The sequence below is a fragment of the Massilia sp. UBA6681 genome (genome assembly GCF_002454935.1).
GTDB classification, from domain to species: domain Bacteria; phylum Pseudomonadota; class Gammaproteobacteria; order Burkholderiales; family Burkholderiaceae_D; genus Telluria; species Telluria varians.
The window spans coordinates 23,214-45,395 of the sequence record NZ_DKJX01000045.1 but is presented as its reverse complement, the minus strand read 5'-3'; the positions used below and the strand labels follow the sequence as shown (position 1 = coordinate 45,395).

Sequence of the window (22,182 nt, the reverse complement as noted above, 5' to 3'; positions counted from 1 at the left end):
TCATGCGAGGTGTGCGGTGCACGTGAAATAGGAACAAAACTTCAGTCGGTGTAGGAGCGGGCGTACGTACTGCGTGGCGCGAAGTTCGCGCCGTACGATACTGTTCAGGCAGCAATTGCCTGGTGACCGGCCAGCCATGCCAGCAGGTCGTCCGAGGGCAGCGGCCGGCTGTAGAAGTAACCTTGGCCCTTGGCGCAGCACTGGGCGCGCACGACGTCGGCCTGGGACTGGGTCTCGATGCCTTCGGCCACGGTCTTCATGCCCAGGCTCTGGGCCACCTTGACGGTCGCTTCGATCAGCACCCGGTGATGGTGGCTGGTGTCGGCCTGGCTCACGAAGGAGCGGTCGATCTTGACCGTATCCACCGGCAGCAGGTGCAGGCTGGACAGCGACGAGTAGCCGGTGCCGAAGTCGTCGAGGGCCAGCTGGATGCCCAGCGCCTTCAGTTCGTGCAGGCGCTGCTGGATGCCCTGGTCCTGCGCCGCCAGGCTTTCGGTGACCTCGAGCTGGAGCTGCTCGGGCGCGATGCCGGTGACCTTCAGCACGCGGCGCACGCTGTCGATCCAGCCCGGCTGCCCGAGCTGGGCGCGCGACAGGTTGACTGCGATCCGCCGCGGCGCACCCTGGCCCAGGCGTGCCTGCCAGTCCATGAAATCGCGGCACGAGCGTTCCAGCACGAAGTCGCCGACCGCGCCGATCAGGCCGCACTCTTCGGCGACGGTGATGAATTCGATCGGCGGCACGATGCCGCGCTCGGGATGGCGCCAGCGCACCAGCGCCTCGACCCCGGCCGCATGGTCGGTGCCGCCGTCAGGCAGCAGGCCGACCACCGGCTGGTAGACGACGAACAGCTGTTCCTCGGCCAGGGCCTGGCGCAGCTCGGCCTCGATGCCGGCGCGGCGCTCGGCGCGTTCGCGCATCGAGGCGTCGAACACCAGGTGGCGGGCGCCGCCGGCGCGTTTGGCCTCGACCATCGCGATGCCCGCGTCGCGCAGCACGTCGTCGGCGTCGCGCGCGCCGCAGTGGACCGATTCGGCGCCCCAGGCCAGGCCCAGGCTGGTGCCGCACACGACTTCATGACCCTGCACCCGGTAGGGAAGGGCCAGGGCATCGAGAATGCGGCCGGCGACGCGCTCGGCATCCTCGCGCGAGCGCATCCCGTCCAGTACCACCACGAACTCGTCGCCGCCCACGCGCGCGGCCAGCTGGCCGGTCACGCTGCCGATGTCGATGCGGTCGCTCGGCGGGCGCAGCGCGCCGCGGATGCGGTCGGCGATCTGCACCAGCAGCTCGTCGCCGGCCGCCTGGCCGAGGGTGTCGTTGATCTGGCGGAAGCGGTCGCAGTTCATGAACAACACGGCAAACTCGCCCGCTGACAGGGGCCGCTCAACCAGGTGCTGCAGCTGCTCGCGCACCGCTTCGCGGTTCGGCATGCGCGTGAGCGCATCGGTACGGGCGGCGTTGCGCAGCCGGCGCACCAGGGTGTCCTGCTCGCGCTGCACTTCGGCCGTGACGTCGGTCACCACCGCCATCAGCCGCTCGGTGTCGAGCTTCATCAGGCTGATCGCCAGCACTTGCGGGCTGCCCGAGGTCAATTCGAGCGGCAGCGGCGCGCGCATGCCTTCGCAGATCACGCCGGAGGAATCGCCGAATCCCGCTGCCAGGGCAGGCAGCTGGGGCGCGATCGGCGCCAGCACGCTGTACAGGTTGTCCAGGCCGGTATCGCGCGCGATCGGCATCAAGAGGCTCGATGCCATGGGATTGAGCATCTCGACCGTGCCGTCCGGCGCGATCTGGGCCAGCCCGATCGGCGCACGGTACAGGAACTGCACCAGGGCTTCGTAGGCGTCGCTCGGGTCATGCATGCTTGCGATCTCCTTCGGATTGGTGGGCCGGGCTGGAGGCCATCTCGGTGCGCCAGCGTTCGACGCGGTTGCGCCCCTGGCGCTTGGCCGCGTACAGGGCCTGGTCGGCGCGCTTGAGCAGCAGGTCGATGCCGCCTTCGCCGTCGGCCAGGCTGGCCACGCCCGCGCTGACAGTATACTGGATGCGATGTCCATCAAAGTGGACGACTTGCGAGGCCACGGCCGCACGCAGGCGCTCGGCCACCACCGCCGCTCGCGGCAGGTCGGTGGACGGCAGCAGCACCGCGAACTCCTCGCCGCCGATGCGCGCGACCACGTCGACCTCGCGGAAGGTCTCGCCCAGGATCGCGGCCAGGTGCTGGAGCACGGCGTCGCCGCCCGGATGGCCGTAGCGGTCGTTGATGCCCTTGAAATGGTCAGCGTCGATCGCGATCACGGAGGTTGGACGCGGCACCGTCAGGCTGCGGGTCAGCTCCTGCTCGGCCGCTTCAAAAAAGGCGCGGCGGTTCGCCAGCCCGGTGAGGTAGTCGCCGAAGGTTTCGCGCCGGCGCCGTTCGCTGGCCTCGCGCTTGTCGGTGATGTCGCGCAGGATCAGGCAATAGGCCGGGCCGTCCGCCTCCAGGCCGCAGGGCGGCTCACGCTCGGGCAGCGGCGCGATGAGAAGGCTGCCCCAGAAGCCGCTGCCGTCGGCGCGCACGCGCTTGCCTTCGTCGAGGCTCCAGCCGTCGCGTTCGGCGTCGCGCAGGCGGTCGAGCAGGCGCTCCGGGGTCATCGCATCGAGCGGGTAGAAGATCGAATAGGGCTGGCCCACCGCCTCCTGGCCGAAGCCGGTGACACGGCCGATGCTGGGGTTCCATTCGGTGATGCGGCCGTTCGCGTCGAGGCCGACCAGGGCGTAGTCGGTGATGCCGGTCAGGATCGCGTTGAGCCAGGCGTCGTTCTGGCGCAGCTGGCGCTCGCGCCGCACCTGCAGGGTGACATCGTCGATCACCGCCATGATGCGCTGGGCGTCGAGCTTGAGCAGGGTGATCGCGAGGATCTGCGGGATCTTCTTGGCGCCGCCGGCGTTCAGGTGCACGTGCAGGCCGTCGCAGATCTTGCCCGCGTGCCTGCCGTAGGTGCTGCACAGGTGGCGCAGCTCGGGCGCGACGCTTTCCAGCGCCGTGAACAGGTTGTCCAGGCCGCCGTCACGCGAGAGCGGCATCAGGAGCTGGGCCGAGATCGGATTCATCATGACGATCGCGCCGTCGATGTCGGCCTGCACCAGGCCCACCGGGGCCAGGTACAGGAACTGGATCAGGGCCTCATGCTCGGCCCGCAGCTCGTCGATGTCGTCCACGCGTGCGCCTCGTTCGTGTGGCGGCTCAGCGCTGGCGCTGGACCAGCACGTAGCGGTTGCCGCTGGCTGGGCTGGCCAGCAGGCGCAGCGCCACCTTGACCGGACGCATGCGCAGCGTCAGGACGTAGTCGAGGGTGGCGTCCAGCGCGCTGCCGTCCTCCATGGCGTCCTCGAAGCGCTGGGCCACCATGAAGTTGTTCAGGCAGGGGGCGACGTTGGTGAACAGCGGCTGGCCGACCACGCGCTGCGGCGACAGGCCGGCGGCCTGCGATTCGAAGGCGTTGTAGCGCTGGACATTGGTGTCGGCGTCGAAGCCGATCACGCCGAAGTCGAGCTGGTCGAGCTGTTCCGAGGAGCAGCTGTCGAGTTGGGACGCCAGGTCGGCGGTCGAAAACGACAGAGTGGGTACGTTCATGGCGTAAGTGGCGGTCGGGCGCGTTCGTTGATTTGAGGAAATTGATGTTGACATGCCGCCACCCCCTCTGTCAATTGTGCGCGACCGGGTTTTGACAGTTTGCGTTGTCGAATCACACTTTTGCTCGGAATTTCGGCAGGGTTGACAGGGTTCCGGGCTGTCGGCACCATCGACGGCTCGCCACGTATCCGCCAAGCCATGACTGTCAATACCGATTTCGAACCCCGTTGGTGGACCCACGGGCCAAGCCTGCTGCGCGTCCTGTCCGACCTGCTGGCCGGCGAACTGACCTTGATGCGGCCCGGCATTGTGCGCCGCCCGCCGCCCTGGCCGCCGGAGCTGGACTTGATGGCCGACCTCGGCGCCGATTCGCTTGAACTGCTGGGCCTGGCCACCGCCATGGAGCAGGTGCTGGGAATCGGCTGCATCGGCGAAGAGCGGGTGCTGGCCAACCCCCGGCTTGGCGCCTGGTGCGATGCGGCGGCATCCGGACTGGACCATGGCAGCGGGGTGATCAATTTCCGCACTTCCGGCAGCTCGGGCGCGCCCAAGCCCTGTTCCCATCTGCTAGCCAGCCTGTGGCAGGAAACCGGCGCGCTGGCCGCGCTGTTCCCCGGCACGCGCCGGATCGTCGCGCTGGTACCGTCCCACCATATCTACGGCTTCCTGTTCACGGTCCTGCTGCCGCGCGCACTCGGCCTCGATCCCGCCGCGACCGTCGACCTGCGCGGCGCCTCGCCCGGCGCGGTGGCCCGGCAGCTGGCGCCCGGAGACCTGGTGGTGGGCTTTCCCGATTTCTGGCGCGCCTTCGCGCCGGTGGCCGGGACGCTGCCGGCGGGCGTGACGGGCGTCAGCTCGACCGCGCCGTGCCCGGACGAGGTGGCGCGCGCCGCCATGGACGCCGGCCTGGCCCGTCTGGTGCAGGTCTACGGCAGTTCCGAGACGGCCGGTGTCGGTTGGCGCGACAGCCCGGATGAGGATTACCACCTGTTCCCGTACTGGGAGGTTGGCGAGGATGGGACGCAGCTCGAACGCTGCGGCGCGGACGGCAGCCGTCGGTCCTTCGCCTTGCAGGACCGGCTGGCCTGGAGCGCGCCGGGCCGGTTCCGGCCGATGGGACGGATCGACCATGCGGTGCAGGTCGGCGGCGTCAACGTGTTCCCCGGCTACGTGGCCGACGTGCTGCGCATGCACCCGCAGGTAGCAGATGCGAGCGTGCGCGCCATGCGGCCCGACGAAGGCCGGCGCCTGAAGGCCTTCGTGGTGCCGCGCGCGGGTGCGCCGCTGGAAGGCAGCCCGGAAGCGTCGACGCTGCGCACGGAACTGAGCGCGTGGATGGCCGAGCGCCTGTCGACGCCGGAACGTCCCGCCGCATATTCGTTCGGGGCCGCGCTGCCGCGCCAGGCCAGCGGCAAGCTGTCGGACTGGATCATCGACGCCGGCGCATGAGGCCAGGCATCAGAATATCGTGGATGGGGCCGGCGGTGGGGGAGGCGGCGGCGGTGGCTGTGGCGTCGCCGGGGGCGGCGGCGTGAGCGGCTCGCCCGTGACCGGATCCACTTCCACCGGCGGATTGTCGAGCCCCGGGTCGATGTCGATCGCGCGCAAGTCCGGCCGTTCGACGAATTCCTCGAATATCCAGTCGTCATCCTCGCGCACCACGCCTTCCGGCTCCAGCTGTTCCTCCTGCGGCGGGACCTTGGCCAGGGCCACGCGCATGTAGTCGATCCAGATCGGCAGCGCCAGGGTGGCGCCGAATTCGCGCCCGCCCAGCGAGCGCGGTTCGTCGTAGCCCATCCAGGCCACCGCCACCACCTTGCCGCCGTAGCCGGCGAACCAGCCGTCGATGGCGTCGCTGGTGGTGCCGGTCTTGCCGGCAATGTCCGTGCGTCCCAGCTGCTTGACCGAAGCGGCCCCGGTGCCGTAGCGGGTGACGTCGCGCAGCATGGAATTCAGGACGAAGGCATTGCGCTGGTCGAGCACGCGGTCGCTGTCCTGGCGCGCGGCCGGCTTGTTCTCCTGCAGGATGTTGCCGTTGCCGTCGCGGATCTCGGCGATCAGGTAGGGCTTGACGCGGTATCCGCCGTTGGCGAACACCGCATAGGCGCCGGCCATCTGCAGCGGCGTCACCGCCCCGGTGCCCAGCGCCAGCGTCAGGTTCTTCGGGTGCTTGGGCAGGTCGAAGCCGAAGCGGCCCAGGAAATCGTGGGTGTAGTCGGTGCCGAGCGCGCGCTGCAGGCGCACGGTGGTCACGTTCTTCGAATGGGCCAGCGAGTGGCGCATCGTGATCGGGCCGTCGAACACGCCGTCGTCGTTCTGCGGCGACCAGGTCTCGCCGGCGTTCTCGCCCGGCATGTCGAGCGGCTCGTCGAGGATGCGGGTGCCCGGCGAATAGCCCTTGTCCAGCGCCGCCGCGTACACGAAGGGCTTGATCGCCGAACCCGGCTGGCGCCAGGCCTGGGTCACGTGGTTGAACTTCTGCAGGTTGTAGTCGAAGCCGCCCACCAGCGCGTGGTAGGCGCCGGTGTCGGCATCGATGGCGACAAAGGCGGCCGCCACCTGCGGCACCTGGGTGATGGCCCAGCTTTCCTTGCCTTTTTCCTTGCGCTGGCTGACGCGCACCACGGCGCCCGGCGTGATGCGCAAGGCTTCCTTGGCATTCGCCGCCAGGCCGCGCGCCGCGAACTTCAGGCCAGCGCCTTCGATCGTCACTTCCTCGCCGCTGAGCAGCTCGACGCGCACCGCCTGGGGCGAAGCCGCCAGCACCACCGCCGGCAGCAGGCCGTCGCTAGGCAGGCGCTTCTGCAGGGCCTCGATGACCGCTTCCTCGCGCTCGAGCGGGTCCTGCGGCAGGTCGACTCGCGCCTCGGGCCCGCGGTAGCCGTGGCGCTGGTCGTAGTCGAGCACGTTGCGGCGCACCGACTCGTAGGCCGCGTCCTGCTCGGCCTTGAGGATGGTGGTGGTCACCACGATGCCGCGCTCGTAGGCGCCCTCGCCGAGCTGGGCGAAGACGGCCTGGCGCGCCAGTTCGGCGACGTAGTCGGCCTTGGTGTCGAAGACCTGGCCGCCGCGGCGGATGCGCAGCGGCTCGGCCAGGGCCTGCCGGTATTCGGGCTCGCTGATCTGGCCGAGCTTGAGCAGGCGCTCCAGCACCGCGTGCTGGCGCTGCTGCGCGCGCTTCGGGTTGGCGATCGGGTTGTGGCGCGAAGGGTTCTGCGGCAGGCCGGCCAGCATCGCGGTTTCGGCCAGGGTCAGCTCGTCGAGCGTCTTGCCGAAGTAGCTGCGCGCCGCGCTGGAAAAGCCGTAGGAACGGTTGCCCAGGAAAATCTGGTTCATGTACAGCTGGAGGATCTGGTCCTTGGTGAGCGCGTCCTCGATGCGGTAGGCCAGCGCGACCTCGGTGATCTTGCGCGACAGGACCTTCTCCTTGGAGAGGAAGAAGTTGCGCGCCACCTGCATCGTGATGGTCGAGGCGCCGCCGGAGCCGAAGCCGCCGCGCAGGTTGGTGTACACCGCGCGCATGGCGCCGCGCCAGTCGATGCCCTGGTGCTGATAGAAGTGCGCGTCCTCGATGGCGAGCAGCGCCTGCTTCATGCGGGTCGGGATCTTGTCGATGGTGACGAAGTCGCGCCGCTCGACGCCGAACTCGCCGATCAGGTGCTTGTCGAGCGTGTACACGCGCAGCGGGATCTTGGGCTGGTAATCGAGCACCGAATCGATCTTCGGCACGTTCGGCAGGACCACCGTCATGGCATAGATGGCAAGGGCGGCCGCCAGTCCGACCAGGGCGGCGAGGACAAAGAACAGGAACATCCGGAGACGGCGGGGACGCCTGGCGGGCGACTGGGACGGCGGGGTAACAGGCTTGGTCACTGACTACTCTCGAAGAACGCTCGTAATTACGGAGCATTGCGGTGCATTGTATCCCGGGCATTCTAACCCTTCAAACCGCTTTCATTCCATTTCGGCATATGCGATAGTCACGCCTTCTGTTTTACCCAAGCATGCATACCAGAGGACATCCATGCCTTACGATTCACCTTCCAAAACGAGTGCGGCCGGCTTCAAGCCTTATATCCCGGCCAGCGCGAACCTGCCCGAGTTCACACTGCGCGCCCTGATCATGGGCACGGTGCTGGGCATGATCTTCGGAGCGTCCTCCCTCTACTTGGTGCTGAAGGTCGGCCTGACCGTGAGCGCCTCTATTCCCGTAGCGGTCATCGCCATCACCCTGTTCCACACGGCGAAGAAGTTCGGCGCGCGCGAATCGACCATCCTCGAGAACAGCATCACGCAGACCGCCGGCTCGGCGGGCGAATCGCTCGCCTTCGGCCTGGGCGTGACCATGCCGGCGATCATGATCCTCGGTTTCGACCTGGAGATCTCGCGCGTGATGCTGGTCGGCGTGCTGGGCGGCCTGCTGGGCATCCTGATGATGATCCCGATGCGCCGCACCATGATCGTCGACGCCCACCGCGAACTGAAGTACCCGGAAGGCACGGCCTGCGCCGAGGTGCTCAAGGCCGCGGCCACCGAGACCTCGCGCGCCGCGGCGGGCGAGGCGCGCGAAGACGGTTCCGATGCCGCGCTTGAGGCCAAGCGCCGCGCCATGCTGATCTTCGGCGGCTTCGGCGTCGGCCTGGCGTACAAGACCCTGAGCGTGTCCTTCAAGGGCTGGCGCGACTACGTCAACTTCGAATTCGGCAACCCGCTCAAGGGCGGCTCGGCGGGCGCCGAAGTCTCGCCCGAGCTGCTCGGCGTGGGCTACATCATCGGCCCGCGCATCGCGCTCACGATGGCGGCCGGCGGCGTGCTGTCCTATCTGCTCCTGATCCCGATGATCGCCTTCTTCGGCGAGCTGCTCACGGTGCCGCTGGCGCCGGCCACCACCCTGATCCGCGACATGGGCCCGGACGACATTCGCAACGCCTACGTGCTGTACATCGGCGCCGGCGCGGTGGCGGCCGGCGGCCTGATCGCCCTGGTGCGCTCGATGCCGGCCATCTGGAACGGCCTGACGGGCGGCTTGTCGGGCATGAGCAAGAGCCGGGCCGCGGGCGCGGCGGCCGACAAGGCGCTGCGCACCGAGCAGGACATTCCGCTGAAGTGGGTCCTGATCGGCTGCCTGGCGATCATCGCCATCATCACCGTGGCCACCCCGCTGCACATGAACCTGCTTGGCGCGCTCCTGATCCTGGTGTTCGGCTTCCTGTTCGCCACCGTGTCCTCGCGCCTGACCGGCGAAGTCGGCTCGTCCTCGAACCCGATCTCGGGCATGGCGGTGGCCACCTTGCTGTTCACCTGCCTGATCTTCCTGGTGATGGGCTGGACCGGCGGCCAGTACTACGTCACCGCGCTGTCGGTCGGCGCCATCGTCTGCATCGCCGCGAGCAATGCCGGCACCACCTCGCAAGACCTGAAGACCGGCTTCCTGGTCGGCTCGACCCCGCGCATGCAGCAGTACGCCATCCTTTGCGGCGCCCTGGCCTCGGCCCTGATCCTGGGACCGATCCTGCTCAAGCTGAACGAGGCGGGCACCGTGTACGTGCCGGCGGCCCAGGTGGCGCCCGGCCTGAAGGTGGATGCCTCGAAGCTGACCGAAACCGCGCAGTTGCACGGGCCGCAGGCCGCCGGCGACGCCAACACCTACAAGGTCTGGCAGAAGACGGACACCGCGGGCGGCCCGGCCGGCAAGTACCTGGTGGCCGCCGACGGCAGCCTGGCCTACCTGGTCGACCCGGGCATCAACGGCACCCACAAGGTCCGTCCGGACGGCACCGAGGTAAAGAAGTACGACGCGCCCAAGGCGGTCCTGATGTCCTACATCATCAAGGGCATCCTCGACCAGGAGCTGCCATGGACGCTGGTGCTGTTCGGCGTGATGATCTCGGTGGTGCTCGAGATGGCCGGCGTGCACGCGCTGGCCTTCTCGGTGGGCGTCTACCTGCCGCTGATCTCGACCCTGCCGATCGCGGTGGGCGGCATGGTGCGCTGGCTGGCGGACCGCCGCAACAACCGGCTGCCGCAGTACGAAAAGCTGAACGCGGAAGAACGCCAGGCCGCGGGCGACCGCAGCTCGGGCACGCTGCTGGCTTCGGGCTACATCGCGGGCGGCGCGCTGGCCGGCATCATCATCGCCATCACGGCCGGCGTGCTGACCGACTTCGACAGCAGCATGGCGAAGTGGGCGGAAGCCTCGAACCCGTTCTTCGCGGGACCGAACGCCAACCTGCTGACCCTGATTCCGTACGGCTTGATCATCGCGCTGCTGTACTGGGTGGCGCGGGAAAAAGCGAAGAAGTAAACGACAAAGGCCCGGATCGCTCCGGGCCGTTTTGTTTGCGGGCTCTACTTAGACGAAGGCCAGGTCGTGGTGGCGGATCACGTCATCGAGCCAATCCTTGGTATGGCCGAAGCGGTAGCCAAGCGCCTTGGCACGCGAGGTGTCGAGCGCCACAGGCGTGGCGAAATCGAAGGGCGACAGCACGCCCGGCGCTGCCGCTGCCACCTGCGCGGCGCGCGGCGTCTCATCTAACACCGCGGCCACGCGCGCATGCAGGTCGAAGCTCGAGAGCGCCCCGTCGCAGGCGGCGTTGACCGGGCCGCGGAAGTCCTGCATGCCGGTCCACAGCAGGAAGTCGGCCGCTTCCTGGGCTTCCATGAACGAGACCTTGGCGGCCGCGTTCGCGTAAGGCAGGGTGGCGCGCAGGCGCACCAGGTCGACGTAGTGGGCCAGCCGGCCGGTGAAATCCTCGGGGCCGCCGAGCACGTGGGCCAGGCGCACGGTCGCGAGCGGCAGGCTGCCGTCGCGCTCCAGGTAGGCTTCGGCCTGGATCTTGCCCGAAACGTAGCATTCGATCGCGCGCGCCGGGTCGTGCCAGGGATAGGCGGTGTCGATGCGCTGCGCCAGCACGGGCAGGTCGCTTTCCAGGAAGGCCGCATCGCGTGGCGCCAGTTCGCGGTAGGCGTCGATGGTCGAGGTCATGACGTAGCGCCCCACCTTGCCCGCGAAGACGCGCACCGAGATGGCGGCGTCCAGCGGCGAATAGCACATCTGGTCGAAGACGATGTCGAAGGACAGGTCGCGGAACGCGTTGCGCATCGCATGTTCGTTGCGGCGGTCGACGCGGATGCGGGTGATCCGTTCGCCGAAGGGGTCCGGCGCATAGCCGCGGGTGGCAATGGTCACGCTGTGCCCCAGGCGCAGCAGGCGCTGCACCAGGAGTTTGCCGAAATAACGGGTACCGCCGATCACCAATATATTCTTTGGCATGACTTTTCCTTGTAGGATCGCGTATATTTTCTGCAAAGCAGCAAAAACCATCAAACGAGAAAAAGTACTGACATTGAATAAGAAAAACTTATGCACGGAGGCGGCATGAAGCCCTTGCGCAGCCTGTCCGGCCTGATCGACTTCGACGCCGCGGCGCGCTGGGGCAGCTTCAAGCTGGCTGCGCGCGAACTGCACAAGACCCCGGCGGCGGTCAGCCTGCAGGTCAAGCAGCTCGAGGAAAACATCGGATTTCCCCTGTTCGTGCGGCATCCGCGCCACATCGCGCTGACCGAGAAGGGGCAGGAGCTGGCGATTGCCACCGGGCGCATGCTGGCCGACCTGCGCGCCAAGGTGGCGGCGCTGCAGCGCGGCGACGAGGAGGCGGTGCTGCGGATCTCGACCACGCACTCGTTCGCGATCAAGTGGCTGGTGCCGCGCATGCACCGCTTCACCAAGCAGTATCCGGAACTCGACATCCGGATCGACTCGAACGACGCCCCGGTGGACCTGCAGGCCGACAGCACCGACGTGGCGATCCGCTACGGGCCGGTGGTCGAGGGCGATCCGTCGGTGCTGTTCCGCGAGCGCCTGGTGCCGGTCTATAGCCCCGAACTGCTGGCGCCCGGCCAGGACGCCTTGCTGCTTGCCGACCTGCCGCAGCACCACCTCCTGGTGGTGCAATCGCCCGAGGCCTGGCTGCAGCTGCTCAACGAGAACCGGGCGCTCAAGGGCAAGTACGATTTCTCGCGCGTGTACACGCACTGGGGCGTGCTGGTGCAGGCGGCGGTGGCAGGGCAGGGCGTGGCGCTGGTGCCCTACGGGATCGCCTTCGAGGACATCCAGTCCGGTGCGCTGCGCCAGATTCCCTGCAGGAGCGCACGCTTCGAGAGCGGCTACCGCTTCCTGGTCAATCCGCACAAGGAGCACATGCTCAAGGTGCAGCGCTTCCGGGAGTGGATGGTGGCGGAGATGCGCGAGATGGAGGCGACGCTGGACCGGCGCTGAGAAGCGCGCCGCCAACGAAAAACGGCAGCCCGCGGGCTGCCGTTCTCACGTTCTGCGTATCGAGGCTTACTTCACGCCGTGCATCAGTTTCTGGATGAGCGGGGCCAGCAGGAACAGCAGCACGCCGCCGCCCAGCAGGATCCAGAAGCCGAAGGTGTAGCCGTCCAGTGCCGAGGCCACCGACATGCCGGTCTCGCCCGAGACGTGCGAGGCGAAGATGCCCGACAGGTTGTTGCCGATACCGGTCGACAGGAACCAGCCGCCCATGCCCAGGCCCACCAGGCGGGTCGGGGCCAGCTTGGTCACCATCGACAGGCCGATCGGCGACAGGCACAGCTCACCGATCGACTGGATCGCGTAGACCATGAACAGGGTCCAGAACGGGATCTTGCCCTGGTCGTCGATCAGCTGGGTCAGCGCGTACATCAGCAGGCCGAAGGCCAGCGCATTGAAGATGATGCCCAGGCCGAATTTGCGCGGGATCGACGGGTTCACGTTGCGCTTGCCCATCGCGACCCAGATCGCGGCGATGATCGGTGCGCACACGATGATGGCCACCGAGTTCACCGACTGGAACCAGGCCACCGGGAAGATCCAGCCGCCGAAGTCGCGGTTCACGATCTGGTCGGCCAGGAAGGTGAACGAGCTGCCGGCCTGCTCGAAGAAGCACCAGAACAGGATGTTGAAGAAGAAGATGATCATCATGGCGATGGTCTTGTCGCGCGAGACCTTGCCTTCGCGGACGCCTTCGACGATCAGCATCAGGGCCAGTGCGATGAACAGCACCGACAGCACGATCTGCAGGTTCTCGGCGCCGGCCTGCAGCAGCAGGTACACGCCCGGGATCACCACGATCGAGCCAAGCACCACGGCGATCAGGCGCTTCGGGCTGGCCAGCTCGCCGGTAGGCGCGCCGATGCCCTTGAGCTGCTTGCGGCCCATGTAGAACCAGAACAGCGAGATCAGCATGCCGATGCCGGAGGCGATGAAGACGATCTTGTAGGCCGGGGTGTCGCCGGTGTTGAAGACGTTCTGGGCCAGTTGCTGGGTCAGGATCGGCGAGAGGAAAGCGCCGGCGTTGATGCCCATGTAGAAGATGGTGAAGCCCGAATCGCGGCGGGTGTCGTTCAGCGAGTACAGCTGGCCGACCATGGCCGAGATGTTCGGCTTGAACATGCCGTTGCCGACGATGATGGTGGCCAGGCCGAGCTTGAAGACGTCCGGGTTCGGGACGGCGATCATGAACAGGCCGGCCGCCATGAAGATGGCGCCGACCAGGATCGAACGCTGGTAGCCGATCACGCGGTCGGCGATGTAGCCGCCGAACACGGCGCCTGCGTACACCAGCGCGAGGTAGGAACCGTAGGTGAGGTTGGCGTCGGCCTGGCCGACGGCGTTGCCGTCGTAGAACTGGGCGACGATATAGAGCACCAGGGCCCAACGAATGCCGTAGAACGCGAAACGTTCCCAGAATTCGGTCATGAAGAGCATCCACAACGGAGCTGGATGGCCCATGATCTGCTTGAATTCTGGGATCGGTCCCTTGGCTGAAGTAGCTGCACCGCTCATGCGGTTCCTCCCGAAATAGTTATATGTAACGACGATTTTTTTGGTGGAATATCTGGTTGCCGGAAATTCCAGTAGGCACGCATTTTAGTGTAAATCCCTCATCGCAAGCGAACTTTTTCGGCTTGTGGTAAACACGCTCCCCCGCAGTGCGCGCGACGTCATGGAATGCCCTCAATCGGGGCGCAAAGTGTTGCACTTTGGCGTATATTGGCAAACAGGCCAATCCGTATTACCGATGAAAGGGAAAACAAAACCATGACCCAAGATGTTGTCGATGTTCTCATCTCTCCGGAAGGCCGCCTCGAAGTCCTGTCGAAAGCCGAAGTCGCCAAGCTGCTCGACACCAGCAAGAGCGGTTTGTATGACATATTCAGAAAATGCGCACTGGCCGTACTCAATACCGGCAGCTCGATCGACGACGGCAAGGAGCTGCTCGAACGCTACCGCGATTTCGAGATCAGCATTCTCCAGCGCGAGCGCGGCATCAAGCTCGACATCCGCAGTGCGCCCGCGCACGCCTTTGTCGACGGCAAGATGATTCGCGGTATCCACGAGCACCTGTTTTCGGTGCTGCGCGATATCGTCTACGTCCATTTCGATATCACCTCCAACCCCAAATTCGACCTGAACCGCCCGGAAGGCATTACCGACGCGGTATTCCACATCCTGCGCAATGCCAATGTGCTGCAGCCGCAGCGCAGTCCGAACCTGGTGGTGTGCTGGGGCGGGCACTCGATCAACCGCGTCGAGTACACCTATACGAAAGAGGTCGGCTATGCGCTCGGCCTGCGCGAGCTGGATATCTGCACCGGCTGCGGTCCGGGAGCCATGAAGGGCCCGATGAAGGGCGCCGCCATCGGCCACTCGAAACAGCGCATCCGCAGCGGGCGTTACCTGGGCATTTCCGAGCCGGGCATCATCGCGGCCGAATCGCCGAACCCGATCGTCAGCGACCTGGTCATCATGCCGGACATCGAGAAGCGCCTCGAGGCTTTCGTGCGCACCGGTCACGGCATCATCGTATTCCCGGGCGGCGCCGGCACGGCCGAGGAAATTCTATATATTCTGGGTATCTTGCTGCATCCGGAAAACGCGGAAGTGCCGTTCCCGCTGATCTTTACTGGCCCGGCGACGGCCGGCGCGTATTTCGAGCAGATCGACCATTTCATCGGCCTGACGCTCGGCGAAGCGGCGCAAAAGCGCTACAAGATCATCATCGACGATCCCGAGGCAGTGGCGAAAGAAATGTACGCGGGCATCCAGAAGGTGCGCGAATTCCGCAAGGCGCACAGCGACGCGTATTACTTCAACTGGCGCCTCAAGATCGATCCGGAATTCCAGAAGCCGTTCCGCCCGACCCACGAGAACATGCGCAACCTGAAGCTGCACCGCGCCCAGGAATCGCACCTGCTGGCGGCGAACCTGCGCCGGGCGTTTTCGGGCATCGTTGCCGGCAACGTGAAGGAAGAGGGCATCCGCGCGATCGAGCAGCACGGCAAGTACGAGATCCAGGGCGAGAGCGCGATCATGGAGCCGATGGATGCGCTGCTGGCATCGTTCGTGGAGCATAGCCGGATGAAACTGCCGGGCAAGGCGTATACGCCTTGCTACACCATCGTCCAGTAAGCTGCGTACATTGATAAAAAAAGGCGGCCCTGCTTGCGCAGGCCGCCTTTTTTGACGCGCCGATCAAGCGCTCAGTCTTCCTTGCGCAGGTGCGGGAACAGCAGCACGTCGCGGATGTTCGGCGAGTCGGTGATCAGCATCATCAGGCGGTCGATGCCGATGCCGCAGCCGCCGGCCGGCGGCATGCCGTATTCCAGCGCGCGGATGTAGTCGGCGTCGTAGAACATCGCTTCGTCGTCGCCCGCATCCTTGGCGGCCACCTGCGACAGGAAGCGCGCGGCCTGGTCTTCCGGATCGTTCAGCTCCGAGAAGCCGTTGGCGATCTCGCGGCCCACCATGAACAGCTCGAAGCGCTCGGTGATGCCTTCACGGCTGTCCGAGGCGCGTGCCAGCGGCGACACTTCTACGGGATAGTCGATGATGAAGGTCGGTTCCCACAGCAGGGCTTCGGCGGTCTCTTCGAACAGCGCCAGCTGCAGCGCGCCCAGGCCGGAGGTGGCGAAAGGCTTGACGCCGAACTTCAAGAGTTCCTGCTTCAGGAAGTCCATCGAGTTCAGCTGCTCCTGGGTATAGCCGGGTGCGTACTTGTCGATCGCTTCCACGATGGTCAGGCGCTGGAAGGGCTTGGACAGGTCCAGCTCGCGGCCGCCATAGGTCAGCACGGCGCTGCCGTTCGAATCGATCGCGGCCTGGCGGATCACCTGCTCGGTGAAGTCCATGATCCACTTGTAGTCGGTGTAGGCCGCATAGAATTCCATCATCGTGAATTCCGGGTTGTGACGGACCGATACGCCCTCGTTGCGGAAGTTGCGGTTGATCTCGAAAACGCGGTCGAAGCCGCCCACCACCAGGCGCTTCAGGTAGAGTTCCGGCGCGATGCGCAGGTACATTTCCATGTCGAGCGCGTTGTGGTGGGTGATGAAGGGCTTGGCCGCCGCGCCGCCCGGGATCGGGTGCAGCATCGGGGTTTCGACTTCCATGAAGCCGTTCTTTTCCATGAAACGGCGCATCGACGACATGGCGGCGGTACGCGCCTTGAAGGTGCGGCGCGTCTCCTCGTTCATGATCAGGTCGACGTAGCGCTGGCGGTACTTGGTCTCCTGGTCGGCCAGGCCGTGGAACTTGTCCGGCAGCGGGCGCAGGGCCTTGGAGATCAGGCGCAGCTTGGTGACCTTGATGGTCAGCTCCTCGACCTTGGTCTTGAACAAGGTGCCTTCCACGCCCAGGATGTCGCCCAGGTCGTAGCTGCGCAGGGCTTCCATCGCCTCTTCGCCGGCGGAATCCACCGTGATGTAGATCTGGATGCGGCCGCTGGCCGACGGGCCCGAGCTGTCCTGCAGGGTTGCGAACGCGGCCTTCTTGCCGGCTTCGCGGCGCAGCATCATGCGGCCGGCCAGCACCACGTTCACCGGCTCGGCTTCCAGCTCTTCGCGGGTCTTGCCATTATAGGTCTCGACCAGGTCGGCGGCCTTGTCCTGCGGGACGAAGTCGTTCGGGAAGGGATTGCCCTGCTGGCGCAGCGCGGCCAGCTTGGCGCGGCGCTCGGCGATGATCTTGTTTTCGTCGTGCGCCACGACAGGCGACTGGTCTTGGTTTTCCGTAGTCATGATTGGATAGGCAGTTCTTATTAGGTGTTTAGGCGAACAGCAGTTCGGCCTTCAGTTCGGTGAAGTCGCGCACGATGGCGATGACGTTGTCGAAGCCGGCGAAGCTGGAGGCGGGCAGGGTGGTCGTCAGGACGATGCAGCGCATGCCCGCGCGGCGCGCCGCTTCCACGCCCAGCGGCGCGTCTTCGAACACGATGCAGTGCTCGGGCGCCACGCCGCACAGCTCGGACGCTTTCAGGAACACGTCCGGATGCGGCTTGCCGCGCGCGACGTCGGTGGCGCCGACGATCGCATCGAAATGCTTGCGCAAATCCAGGCCGTCGAGGGTGAACTCGACGTTGGCCGGCGGGGCCGCAGTGCCGACGGCCAGCTTCACGCCGTTCGCTTTCGCCTGATCGACCAGTGCATCGAAGCCGGCGACCGCCTTGAGGTGCGGCGCGTACAGTTCGCGGTAGAGCGATTCCTTCTCGTGGTCGAGCAGGGCGAGTTCATCGTCCGTCAGGTGCTCGCCCAGATAGCTGCGCATGATTTCGCGGCCCTGGCGGCCGGCCGTCGCACGGAAGAATTCATCCGCATCGAGGGTCTGGCCGCGCAGCTCGAAGAAGCGCAGCCACGAGTCGGTGTGGAAGGCCATGTTGTCGACGATGGTTCCGTCCATATCGAACACGAAGGCGCGTTGCGTCATGCTCATCGATTACACGCCTTGCTTGAGCGAAGCGGAGATGAAGTCGTCCAGGTCGCCGTCCAGCACGTTCTTGGTGTTGCCGGTTTCAAAACCGGTACGCAGGTCCTTGATGCGCGACTGGTCCAGCACGTAGGAGCGGATCTGGTGGCCCCAGCCGACGTCGGTCTTGGAGTCTTCCAGCTTCTGCTGCTCGCTCATGCGGTTGCGCAGTTCGAGTTCGTACAGCTTGGCGCGCAGCATGTCCCAGGCTTCGGCCTTGTTGCGGTGCTGCGAACGGTCGTTCTGGCACTGCACCACGATGCCCGACGGGGCGTGCGTCAGGCGCACCGCAGAGTCGGTCTTGTTGATGTGCTGGCCACCCGCGCCGGATGCGCGGTAGGTGTCGATGCGCACGTCGGCCGGGTTGATCTCGATTTCGATCGAGTCGTCGACTTCCGGGTACACGAACAGCGAGGTGAACGAGGTATGGCGGCCGTTGGCCGAGTCGAACGGCGACTTGCGCACCAGGCGGTGCACGCCGGTCTCGGTGCGCAGGTGGCCATAGGCGTATTCGCCGTCGACCTTGATGGTGGCGGTCTTGATGCCCGCGACTTCACCCTCGGACTGTTCCAGGATCTCGGCCTTGAAGCCCTTGCGTTCGCAGTAGCGCAGGTACTGGCGCAGCAGCATCGAGGCCCAGTCCTGGGCTTCGGTGCCGCCCGCGCCGGCCTGGATGTCGATGAAGCAGTTGGCGTGGTCCATCGGGTTGCTGAACATGCGGCGGAATTCCATCGACTCGATGATCTTCTGGATGGCTTCGGCGTCGCCGCCGATCGATTCCAGGGTGCCGTGGTCGCCTTCTTCCTTTGCCATCTCGAACAGGTCGGCAGCGTCGGTAAGGTCGTTGCGCGCCTTCTCGAGCGTCAGCACGACGCCTTCCAGCGCCTTCTTTTCCTTGCCGAGGTCCTGGGCCCGCTTCTGGTCATTCCAGACGGACGGGTCTTCGAGTTCCTGGTTGACCTGTTCTAGTTTCTCTGACTTGCGATCGAAGTCAAAGATACCTCCGAAGTTCGGCTTCACGGCTGGTCAGGTCGTTCAGCAGGGCGGAGATGGCGTTGATGCGTTCAGCTTCCATGGTCTTGGTAGTCTTCTAAGGGGGTTAAACTGGCGTTGAATCGAACCTTCGATTATACCCCAGGACGGCTCCAGGCCGGCGGGCACGATTGGCCTTGCTTGCTACCGAGCATGGTGCTGGCATATCATCCCCCGGTTCTGTTCACCGCACACCCCATGGCCATCCACTTGCGTTACCAAATTTGCATCGCGCTCGCCCCGGCGCTCCTCAGCCTTCCCGTGCTTGCAGCCGCCGCAGCCAGGGCGCCCGCCGCCGGCACCACCGCCCTGCTGGCCGTGCTGGAGACGACCGACCTGCATTCGAACCTGGTCGGCTACGACTACTACAAGCTGGCGCCCGAGCCCTCGCACGGCCTCGACCGCACCGCCACGCTGATCCACCAGGCGCGCAAGGAATTCCCGAACACCTTCCTGCTCGACAATGGGGACACCATCCAGGGCACGGCGCTGGCCGACTACCAGGCGCAAGTCAAGCCGCTGCGCTGCGACGAAACCCTGGGCATCTACAAGATCATGAACGCGCTGAAGTATGACGGCGCGGGGGTGGGCAACCACGAATTCAACTATGGCCTGGCTTTTCTGAGCCAGGTGACTGGCAACCGCTTCCAGGTGGACGGCGTCGACCAGCCCAAGCGGTGCGCCGGCCCGGCCTTCCCGATGGTGCTGGCGAACGTCTACAGCGCCAAGACGGAGCAGCCGCTGTTCAGCCCCTACGCGATCGTCGACAAGGAAGTCAGTGCGCTGGACGCCAGGGGCAAGCCGGTCAAGGCGATCGTGCGGGTCGGCATCATCAGCTTCACCCCGCCGACCATCATGGAATGGGACCGCCGCTGGCTCGAGGGCCGCGTGCTCACCACCGGCGTGCTCGAGGCCGCGCAGAAGTACGTGCCCGAGATGCGCAGGAAGGGCGCCGACCTGGTCATCGCGATCTCGCATGGCGGCCTGGATGCCAGCCCATACAGCCCGACCATGGAGAACGCCAACTGGCACCTGGCCAAGGTGGAAGGCATCGACGCCATGCTGCTGGGCCACTCGCACCAGCTGTTCCCCAGCGCCGACAGCACCGTACCGCAGTTCAACCTGCCGGGCGTGGACAAGGCCAGGGGCCTGGTGCACGGCGTGCCGACCGTGATGGCCAACCTGTGGGGCAAGCACCTGGGCGTGATCGGCCTGCACCTGAAGCACGACGGCAAGCGCTGGATCGTCGACAAGGACAAGACGCGGGTCGAGGCGCGCGCCGCGCAGCTGGGCGCCAAGAGCTACGTCGACGCCGACCCGGCCGTCATGGCCCTGGTGAAGGAGGAGCACGAAGCGACCATCCGCTACGTGCAGACGCCGGTCGGCGCGACCGCCTTCCGCATGTCGAGCTATTTCGCCGACGTGGGCGACATCTCGGCCCTGCAGGTCGTCAACCAGGCGCAGACCGAGTACGTGCTGAAGTACGTGGCCGCCAGCCTGCCGCAGTACAAGGACCTGCCGGTGCTGTCGGTGACGGCGCCCTTCAAGAGCGGCGTCGCCGGCCCGGCCGACTACACCGACGTCAAGGCCGGCGACCTGGCCCTGAACAATGCCGCCGACCTCTACCTGTACCCGAATTCGCTGTACGCGGTGAAGGTGAACGGCGCGGGGCTCAAGGCCTGGCTGGAAAAAGCGGCGCAGCGCTTCCATACCATCGACCCGGCGAAACTCGAGCCGCAGGTGCTGGTCAACCTGGCTGTGCCGAGCTATAACTTCGATACCCTGACCTCGCCGGACGTCACCTACGAGATCGACGTGACCCGCGCCCCGGGCGAGCGCATCCGCAACCTGGCCTGGCGCGGCAAGCCGGTGGCGGCGGAGCAGGAGTTCCTGGTCGCGACCAACAACTACCGCGCCAGCGGCGGTGGCCATTTCCCGGGCCTGGACGGCAGCAAGACCGTGATCGCCTCGCCCGACAACAACCGCGACCTTCTGATCGCCTACGTGCGCGCGGCGAAGAAACTGACGCGCGACGCCCATGCAGCGGCGCGCAGCTGGCGCTTCACGCCCGTGAAGACGGCCGGGCGCGTGGTGTTCTCGTCGGCGCCGGGCATGCTCCACCTGGCCCGCGAGGCCGGCCTGCACAACGTGACCCAGATCGCGGACGATGACGGCCGCGGCAAGGGCATGGCGCTGTACGCGATCGACCTGTCGAAATGAAGCGTCTCGTCCTCGCGGTCCTGGCCGCATTGATGCTTGTCCAGCCGGCCGCCGCCCAGCATGGAGACGAGGCCGATATCGCCCTGCGGCGCGGGATGATGTACCGCGACGGCGGCGATGCGGCGCTGGCCGCGCACTGGCTGGGCGTGGCGGCCGCACGCGGGATGCCGGAAGCGATGTTCCTGCTGGCGAACATGCTGCTCGAAGGGGATGGCGTGCCGAAGGACGAGGCGGCCGCGCGGCGCTGGCTGCATGAGGCCACGCAACTGGATTATCCGGAGGCGTGGCAGCAGCTCGGGATGATGGAGAAGGATCCGGAGAAGGCGGGGCAGTATTTCCGACGGGCGGCGCATGCGCTCACGCACCGCGCCGAGGGGAAGCGCTAGCTCGACGCGGTCGCCAGCGGGGCGTACGACGGCCTTGAGGCCAGCAATGTTTGCTACGTCGTCCCGGCGCAGGCCGGGACCCAAGTTCAGCTGCTCAGGCAGTAACTCAATGCAGCTGCTTCTTCTCCGGCTGCACCAGCACGAACGGACTCACTACCGAGGCCCACAGCGTCGCATCCGCCGCGGTCCAGGTCTGCGCCTGCAGGTCGCTGACCTTGGCCACCGTCCCCGCCGCCATCCATTTGCCCACGCTGTCCTTGTCGTCGTGCGCGATGCGCAGGGCCACGTCGATCAGGTCCAGTTCCTCGCTCACGTAGATCACCGAGCCGCTGGCAAAATGGCGTTCCAGCTCGCTCCATTTGACGCGGCCGGTTTCGCGGTTGATCTTGTCGTGCAGTTCAGTGTCTTTTTCGGGATTGGTCTTCATACGCATTCAAAACTAGGTGATCTCGACCGCCGGTTGCGGCGAGCCCGCCCATGTTAACCGATAGGTCTGCGCCTTGCGCACATTGCCCACCAGTGCGGGGCGAAAGCAGGCGAGGTTGGTGCCGCCCGGATGACGCACGCTCGGGTAGATGATGCCCATGGAATCCTGCGCCATCAGCTCGGCGGCCAAGGCCTGCGAGGCGATATAGCTGTCCGGATCCAGGCAGGCTTGATACGCATCGATGCCGCGCAGGTCGTGGAAGCCGGCGCTGAAGTCGGCCAGCAGCATCTGGTAGCTGAGGCTGTCGTCGAAACGATCGATCTCGGCATACTCGACCGTCTTGTGGAAGATGACTTCGCTGAGCGCCGTCTCGGCCGCGAAGGCGCAATACCAGGCGCCGCGCTCGCCGTCGTTGAAGCGGCTGCCTTCCGGGCGGGCGTAAGTGAAGGCCGCATTGATGATGCGGAAATTCGGCACCCCGAACACCAGTTCGTCCATCCCGATGCCCGGCAGCAGGCCGGACTCGCCGCGCAGGCGCTCGTTGGTGGCGTTGTCGAGGTCGAACAGGTCGCGCAGGACCTCGTCGTTCTCGGCCAGCGGCGCCAGCACGGAATCCTCGACGTCGGCGAAACGGGACGGAATCAGGCGGCAGGTGTCGTACTGGCGCAGCTGGGTGATTTTGTGCAGCGGCAAG

The 22,182-nt window shown here is 66.1% G+C and carries 17 protein-coding genes; 6 read left to right on the top strand and 11 right to left on the bottom strand.

Annotation, left to right across the window (positions count from 1 at the left end; all coding sequences use genetic code 11):
* Window positions 1-104 precede the first annotated feature (104 nt).
* Genes B2R83_RS06285 through B2R83_RS06275 form a run of 3 tightly spaced genes read right to left on the bottom strand, consistent with a single transcriptional unit; the run spans window position 105 to window position 3,619 of the window.
* The gene (locus B2R83_RS06285; RefSeq protein WP_292039283.1) at window positions 105-1,865 is read right to left on the bottom strand and encodes a putative bifunctional diguanylate cyclase/phosphodiesterase; all 1,761 of its coding nucleotides are present in this window, start codon (window positions 1,863-1,865) and stop codon (window positions 105-107) included.
* Window positions 1,858-3,204, bottom strand: coding sequence for a GGDEF domain-containing protein (locus B2R83_RS06280; protein ID WP_292039281.1), 1,347 nt, complete (start codon window positions 3,202-3,204; stop codon window positions 1,858-1,860). The genes B2R83_RS06285 and B2R83_RS06280 overlap by 8 nt, the downstream gene beginning before the upstream one ends.
* Window positions 3,205-3,229: 25 nt before the next feature.
* Window positions 3,230-3,619, bottom strand: a complete 390-nt coding sequence (locus B2R83_RS06275; protein ID WP_292039279.1) for a PAS domain-containing protein — start codon at window positions 3,617-3,619, stop codon at window positions 3,230-3,232.
* 198 nt (window positions 3,620-3,817) lie between these two features.
* On the opposite strand from B2R83_RS06275, the gene B2R83_RS06270 reads away from it, so the two are divergent.
* A complete protein-coding gene (locus B2R83_RS06270) occupies window positions 3,818-5,068 on the top strand; it encodes an AMP-binding enzyme (RefSeq protein WP_292039278.1) in 1,251 nt (416 codons plus the stop codon).
* Window positions 5,069-5,077: 9 nt separating this feature from the next.
* Here the strand turns inward: B2R83_RS06270 and B2R83_RS06265 are convergent, their stop codons facing one another.
* On the bottom strand, window positions 5,078-7,432 hold the full coding sequence (locus B2R83_RS06265; protein WP_292039275.1) for a penicillin-binding protein 1A: 2,355 nt from the start codon (window positions 7,430-7,432) through the stop codon (window positions 5,078-5,080).
* A gap of 211 nt (window positions 7,433-7,643) precedes the next feature.
* Between B2R83_RS06265 and B2R83_RS06260 the strand changes: the two genes are divergently transcribed.
* On the top strand, window positions 7,644-9,923 hold the full coding sequence (locus B2R83_RS06260; RefSeq protein ID WP_292039273.1) for an OPT family oligopeptide transporter: 2,280 nt from the start codon (window positions 7,644-7,646) through the stop codon (window positions 9,921-9,923).
* 48 nt (window positions 9,924-9,971) lie between these two features.
* Here B2R83_RS06260 and B2R83_RS06255 read toward each other — a convergent pair whose 3' ends face one another.
* Complete coding sequence (locus B2R83_RS06255; RefSeq protein ID WP_292039270.1) at window positions 9,972-10,892, bottom strand: NAD-dependent epimerase/dehydratase family protein; 921 nt, start codon at window positions 10,890-10,892, stop codon at window positions 9,972-9,974.
* Window positions 10,893-10,997: 105 nt separating this feature from the next.
* Between B2R83_RS06255 and B2R83_RS06250 the strand changes: the two genes are divergently transcribed.
* Window positions 10,998-11,897: a LysR substrate-binding domain-containing protein gene (locus B2R83_RS06250; RefSeq protein WP_292039268.1), complete on the top strand. Its 900-nt coding sequence runs from the start codon at window positions 10,998-11,000 to the stop codon at window positions 11,895-11,897.
* Window positions 11,898-11,963: 66 nt separating this feature from the next.
* Here the strand turns inward: B2R83_RS06250 and B2R83_RS06245 are convergent, their stop codons facing one another.
* A complete protein-coding gene (locus B2R83_RS06245) occupies window positions 11,964-13,466 on the bottom strand; it encodes a peptide MFS transporter (protein WP_292039267.1) in 1,503 nt (500 codons plus the stop codon).
* A gap of 255 nt (window positions 13,467-13,721) precedes the next feature.
* Between B2R83_RS06245 and ppnN the strand changes: the two genes are divergently transcribed.
* Window positions 13,722-15,092, top strand: a complete 1,371-nt coding sequence (gene ppnN / locus B2R83_RS06240) for a nucleotide 5'-monophosphate nucleosidase PpnN (RefSeq protein ID WP_027867403.1) — start codon at window positions 13,722-13,724, stop codon at window positions 15,090-15,092.
* 71 nt (window positions 15,093-15,163) lie between these two features.
* On the opposite strand, the gene lysS is transcribed toward ppnN, so the two are convergent.
* From lysS to prfB, 3 genes are all read right to left on the bottom strand, one after another.
* Window positions 15,164-16,699: a lysine--tRNA ligase gene (lysS, locus tag B2R83_RS06235; RefSeq protein ID WP_209586820.1), complete on the bottom strand. Its 1,536-nt coding sequence runs from the start codon at window positions 16,697-16,699 to the stop codon at window positions 15,164-15,166.
* 28 nt (window positions 16,700-16,727) lie between these two features.
* On the bottom strand, window positions 16,728-17,390 hold the full coding sequence (locus tag B2R83_RS06230; protein WP_292039262.1) for an HAD family hydrolase: 663 nt from the start codon (window positions 17,388-17,390) through the stop codon (window positions 16,728-16,730).
* Window positions 17,391-17,393: 3 nt separating this feature from the next.
* Window positions 17,394-18,498 (bottom strand): peptide chain release factor 2 gene (prfB, locus tag B2R83_RS06225; RefSeq protein WP_292039260.1). Its coding sequence is split into 2 segments (ribosomal slippage): window positions 17,394-18,416 and window positions 18,418-18,498, totalling 1,104 coding nucleotides; the frame shifts between segments, so codons are not numbered across the junction.
* 110 nt (window positions 18,499-18,608) lie between these two features.
* Here prfB and B2R83_RS06220 point away from each other — a divergent pair.
* Together B2R83_RS06220 and B2R83_RS06215 are read left to right on the top strand one after the other, a co-directional pair.
* Complete coding sequence (locus B2R83_RS06220; RefSeq protein ID WP_414674365.1) at window positions 18,609-20,675, top strand: bifunctional 2',3'-cyclic-nucleotide 2'-phosphodiesterase/3'-nucleotidase; 2,067 nt, start codon at window positions 18,609-18,611, stop codon at window positions 20,673-20,675.
* On the top strand, window positions 20,672-21,061 hold the full coding sequence (locus tag B2R83_RS06215) for a tetratricopeptide repeat protein (protein ID WP_209586816.1): 390 nt from the start codon (window positions 20,672-20,674) through the stop codon (window positions 21,059-21,061). Before B2R83_RS06220 ends, B2R83_RS06215 begins: the two co-directional genes overlap by 4 nt.
* Before the next feature lie 106 nt (window positions 21,062-21,167).
* On the opposite strand, the gene B2R83_RS06210 is transcribed toward B2R83_RS06215, so the two are convergent.
* Together B2R83_RS06210 and B2R83_RS06205 are read right to left on the bottom strand one after the other, a co-directional pair.
* Entirely contained in the window at window positions 21,168-21,488 is a 321-nt protein-coding gene (locus tag B2R83_RS06210) for a DUF2288 domain-containing protein (RefSeq protein ID WP_209586815.1), read from the bottom strand.
* A gap of 12 nt (window positions 21,489-21,500) precedes the next feature.
* Complete coding sequence (locus tag B2R83_RS06205; protein WP_414674364.1) at window positions 21,501-22,181, bottom strand: RES family NAD+ phosphorylase; 681 nt, start codon at window positions 22,179-22,181, stop codon at window positions 21,501-21,503.
* Window position 22,182: the final 1 nt, after the last annotated feature.

Excerpts from the sequence above, each read along its gene's own strand:
- B2R83_RS06285 (WP_292039283.1), bottom strand. The coding sequence starts at position 1,865 with ATGCATGACCCGAGCGACGCCTACGAAGCCCTGGTGCAGTTCCTGTAC.
- B2R83_RS06275 (WP_292039279.1), bottom strand. The coding sequence starts at position 3,619 with ATGAACGTACCCACTCTGTCGTTTTCGACCGCCGACCTGGCGTCCCAA.
- B2R83_RS06270 (WP_292039278.1), top strand. The coding sequence starts at position 3,818 with ATGACTGTCAATACCGATTTCGAACCCCGTTGGTGGACCCACGGGCCA.
- B2R83_RS06265 (WP_292039275.1), bottom strand. The coding sequence starts at position 7,432 with ATGTTCCTGTTCTTTGTCCTCGCCGCCCTGGTCGGACTGGCGGCCGCC.
- B2R83_RS06260 (WP_292039273.1), top strand. The coding sequence starts at position 7,644 with ATGCCTTACGATTCACCTTCCAAAACGAGTGCGGCCGGCTTCAAGCCT.
- B2R83_RS06255 (WP_292039270.1), bottom strand. The coding sequence starts at position 10,892 with ATGCCAAAGAATATATTGGTGATCGGCGGTACCCGTTATTTCGGCAAA.
- B2R83_RS06250 (WP_292039268.1), top strand. The coding sequence starts at position 10,998 with ATGAAGCCCTTGCGCAGCCTGTCCGGCCTGATCGACTTCGACGCCGCG.
- B2R83_RS06245 (WP_292039267.1), bottom strand. The coding sequence starts at position 13,466 with ATGAGCGGTGCAGCTACTTCAGCCAAGGGACCGATCCCAGAATTCAAG.
- ppnN (WP_027867403.1), top strand. The coding sequence starts at position 13,722 with ATGACCCAAGATGTTGTCGATGTTCTCATCTCTCCGGAAGGCCGCCTC.
- lysS (WP_209586820.1), bottom strand. The coding sequence starts at position 16,699 with ATGACTACGGAAAACCAAGACCAGTCGCCTGTCGTGGCGCACGACGAA.
- B2R83_RS06230 (WP_292039262.1), bottom strand. The coding sequence starts at position 17,390 with ATGAGCATGACGCAACGCGCCTTCGTGTTCGATATGGACGGAACCATC.
- B2R83_RS06220 (WP_414674365.1), top strand. The coding sequence starts at position 18,609 with ATGGTGCTGGCATATCATCCCCCGGTTCTGTTCACCGCACACCCCATG.
- B2R83_RS06215 (WP_209586816.1), top strand. The coding sequence starts at position 20,672 with ATGAAGCGTCTCGTCCTCGCGGTCCTGGCCGCATTGATGCTTGTCCAG.
- B2R83_RS06210 (WP_209586815.1), bottom strand. The coding sequence starts at position 21,488 with ATGAAGACCAATCCCGAAAAAGACACTGAACTGCACGACAAGATCAAC.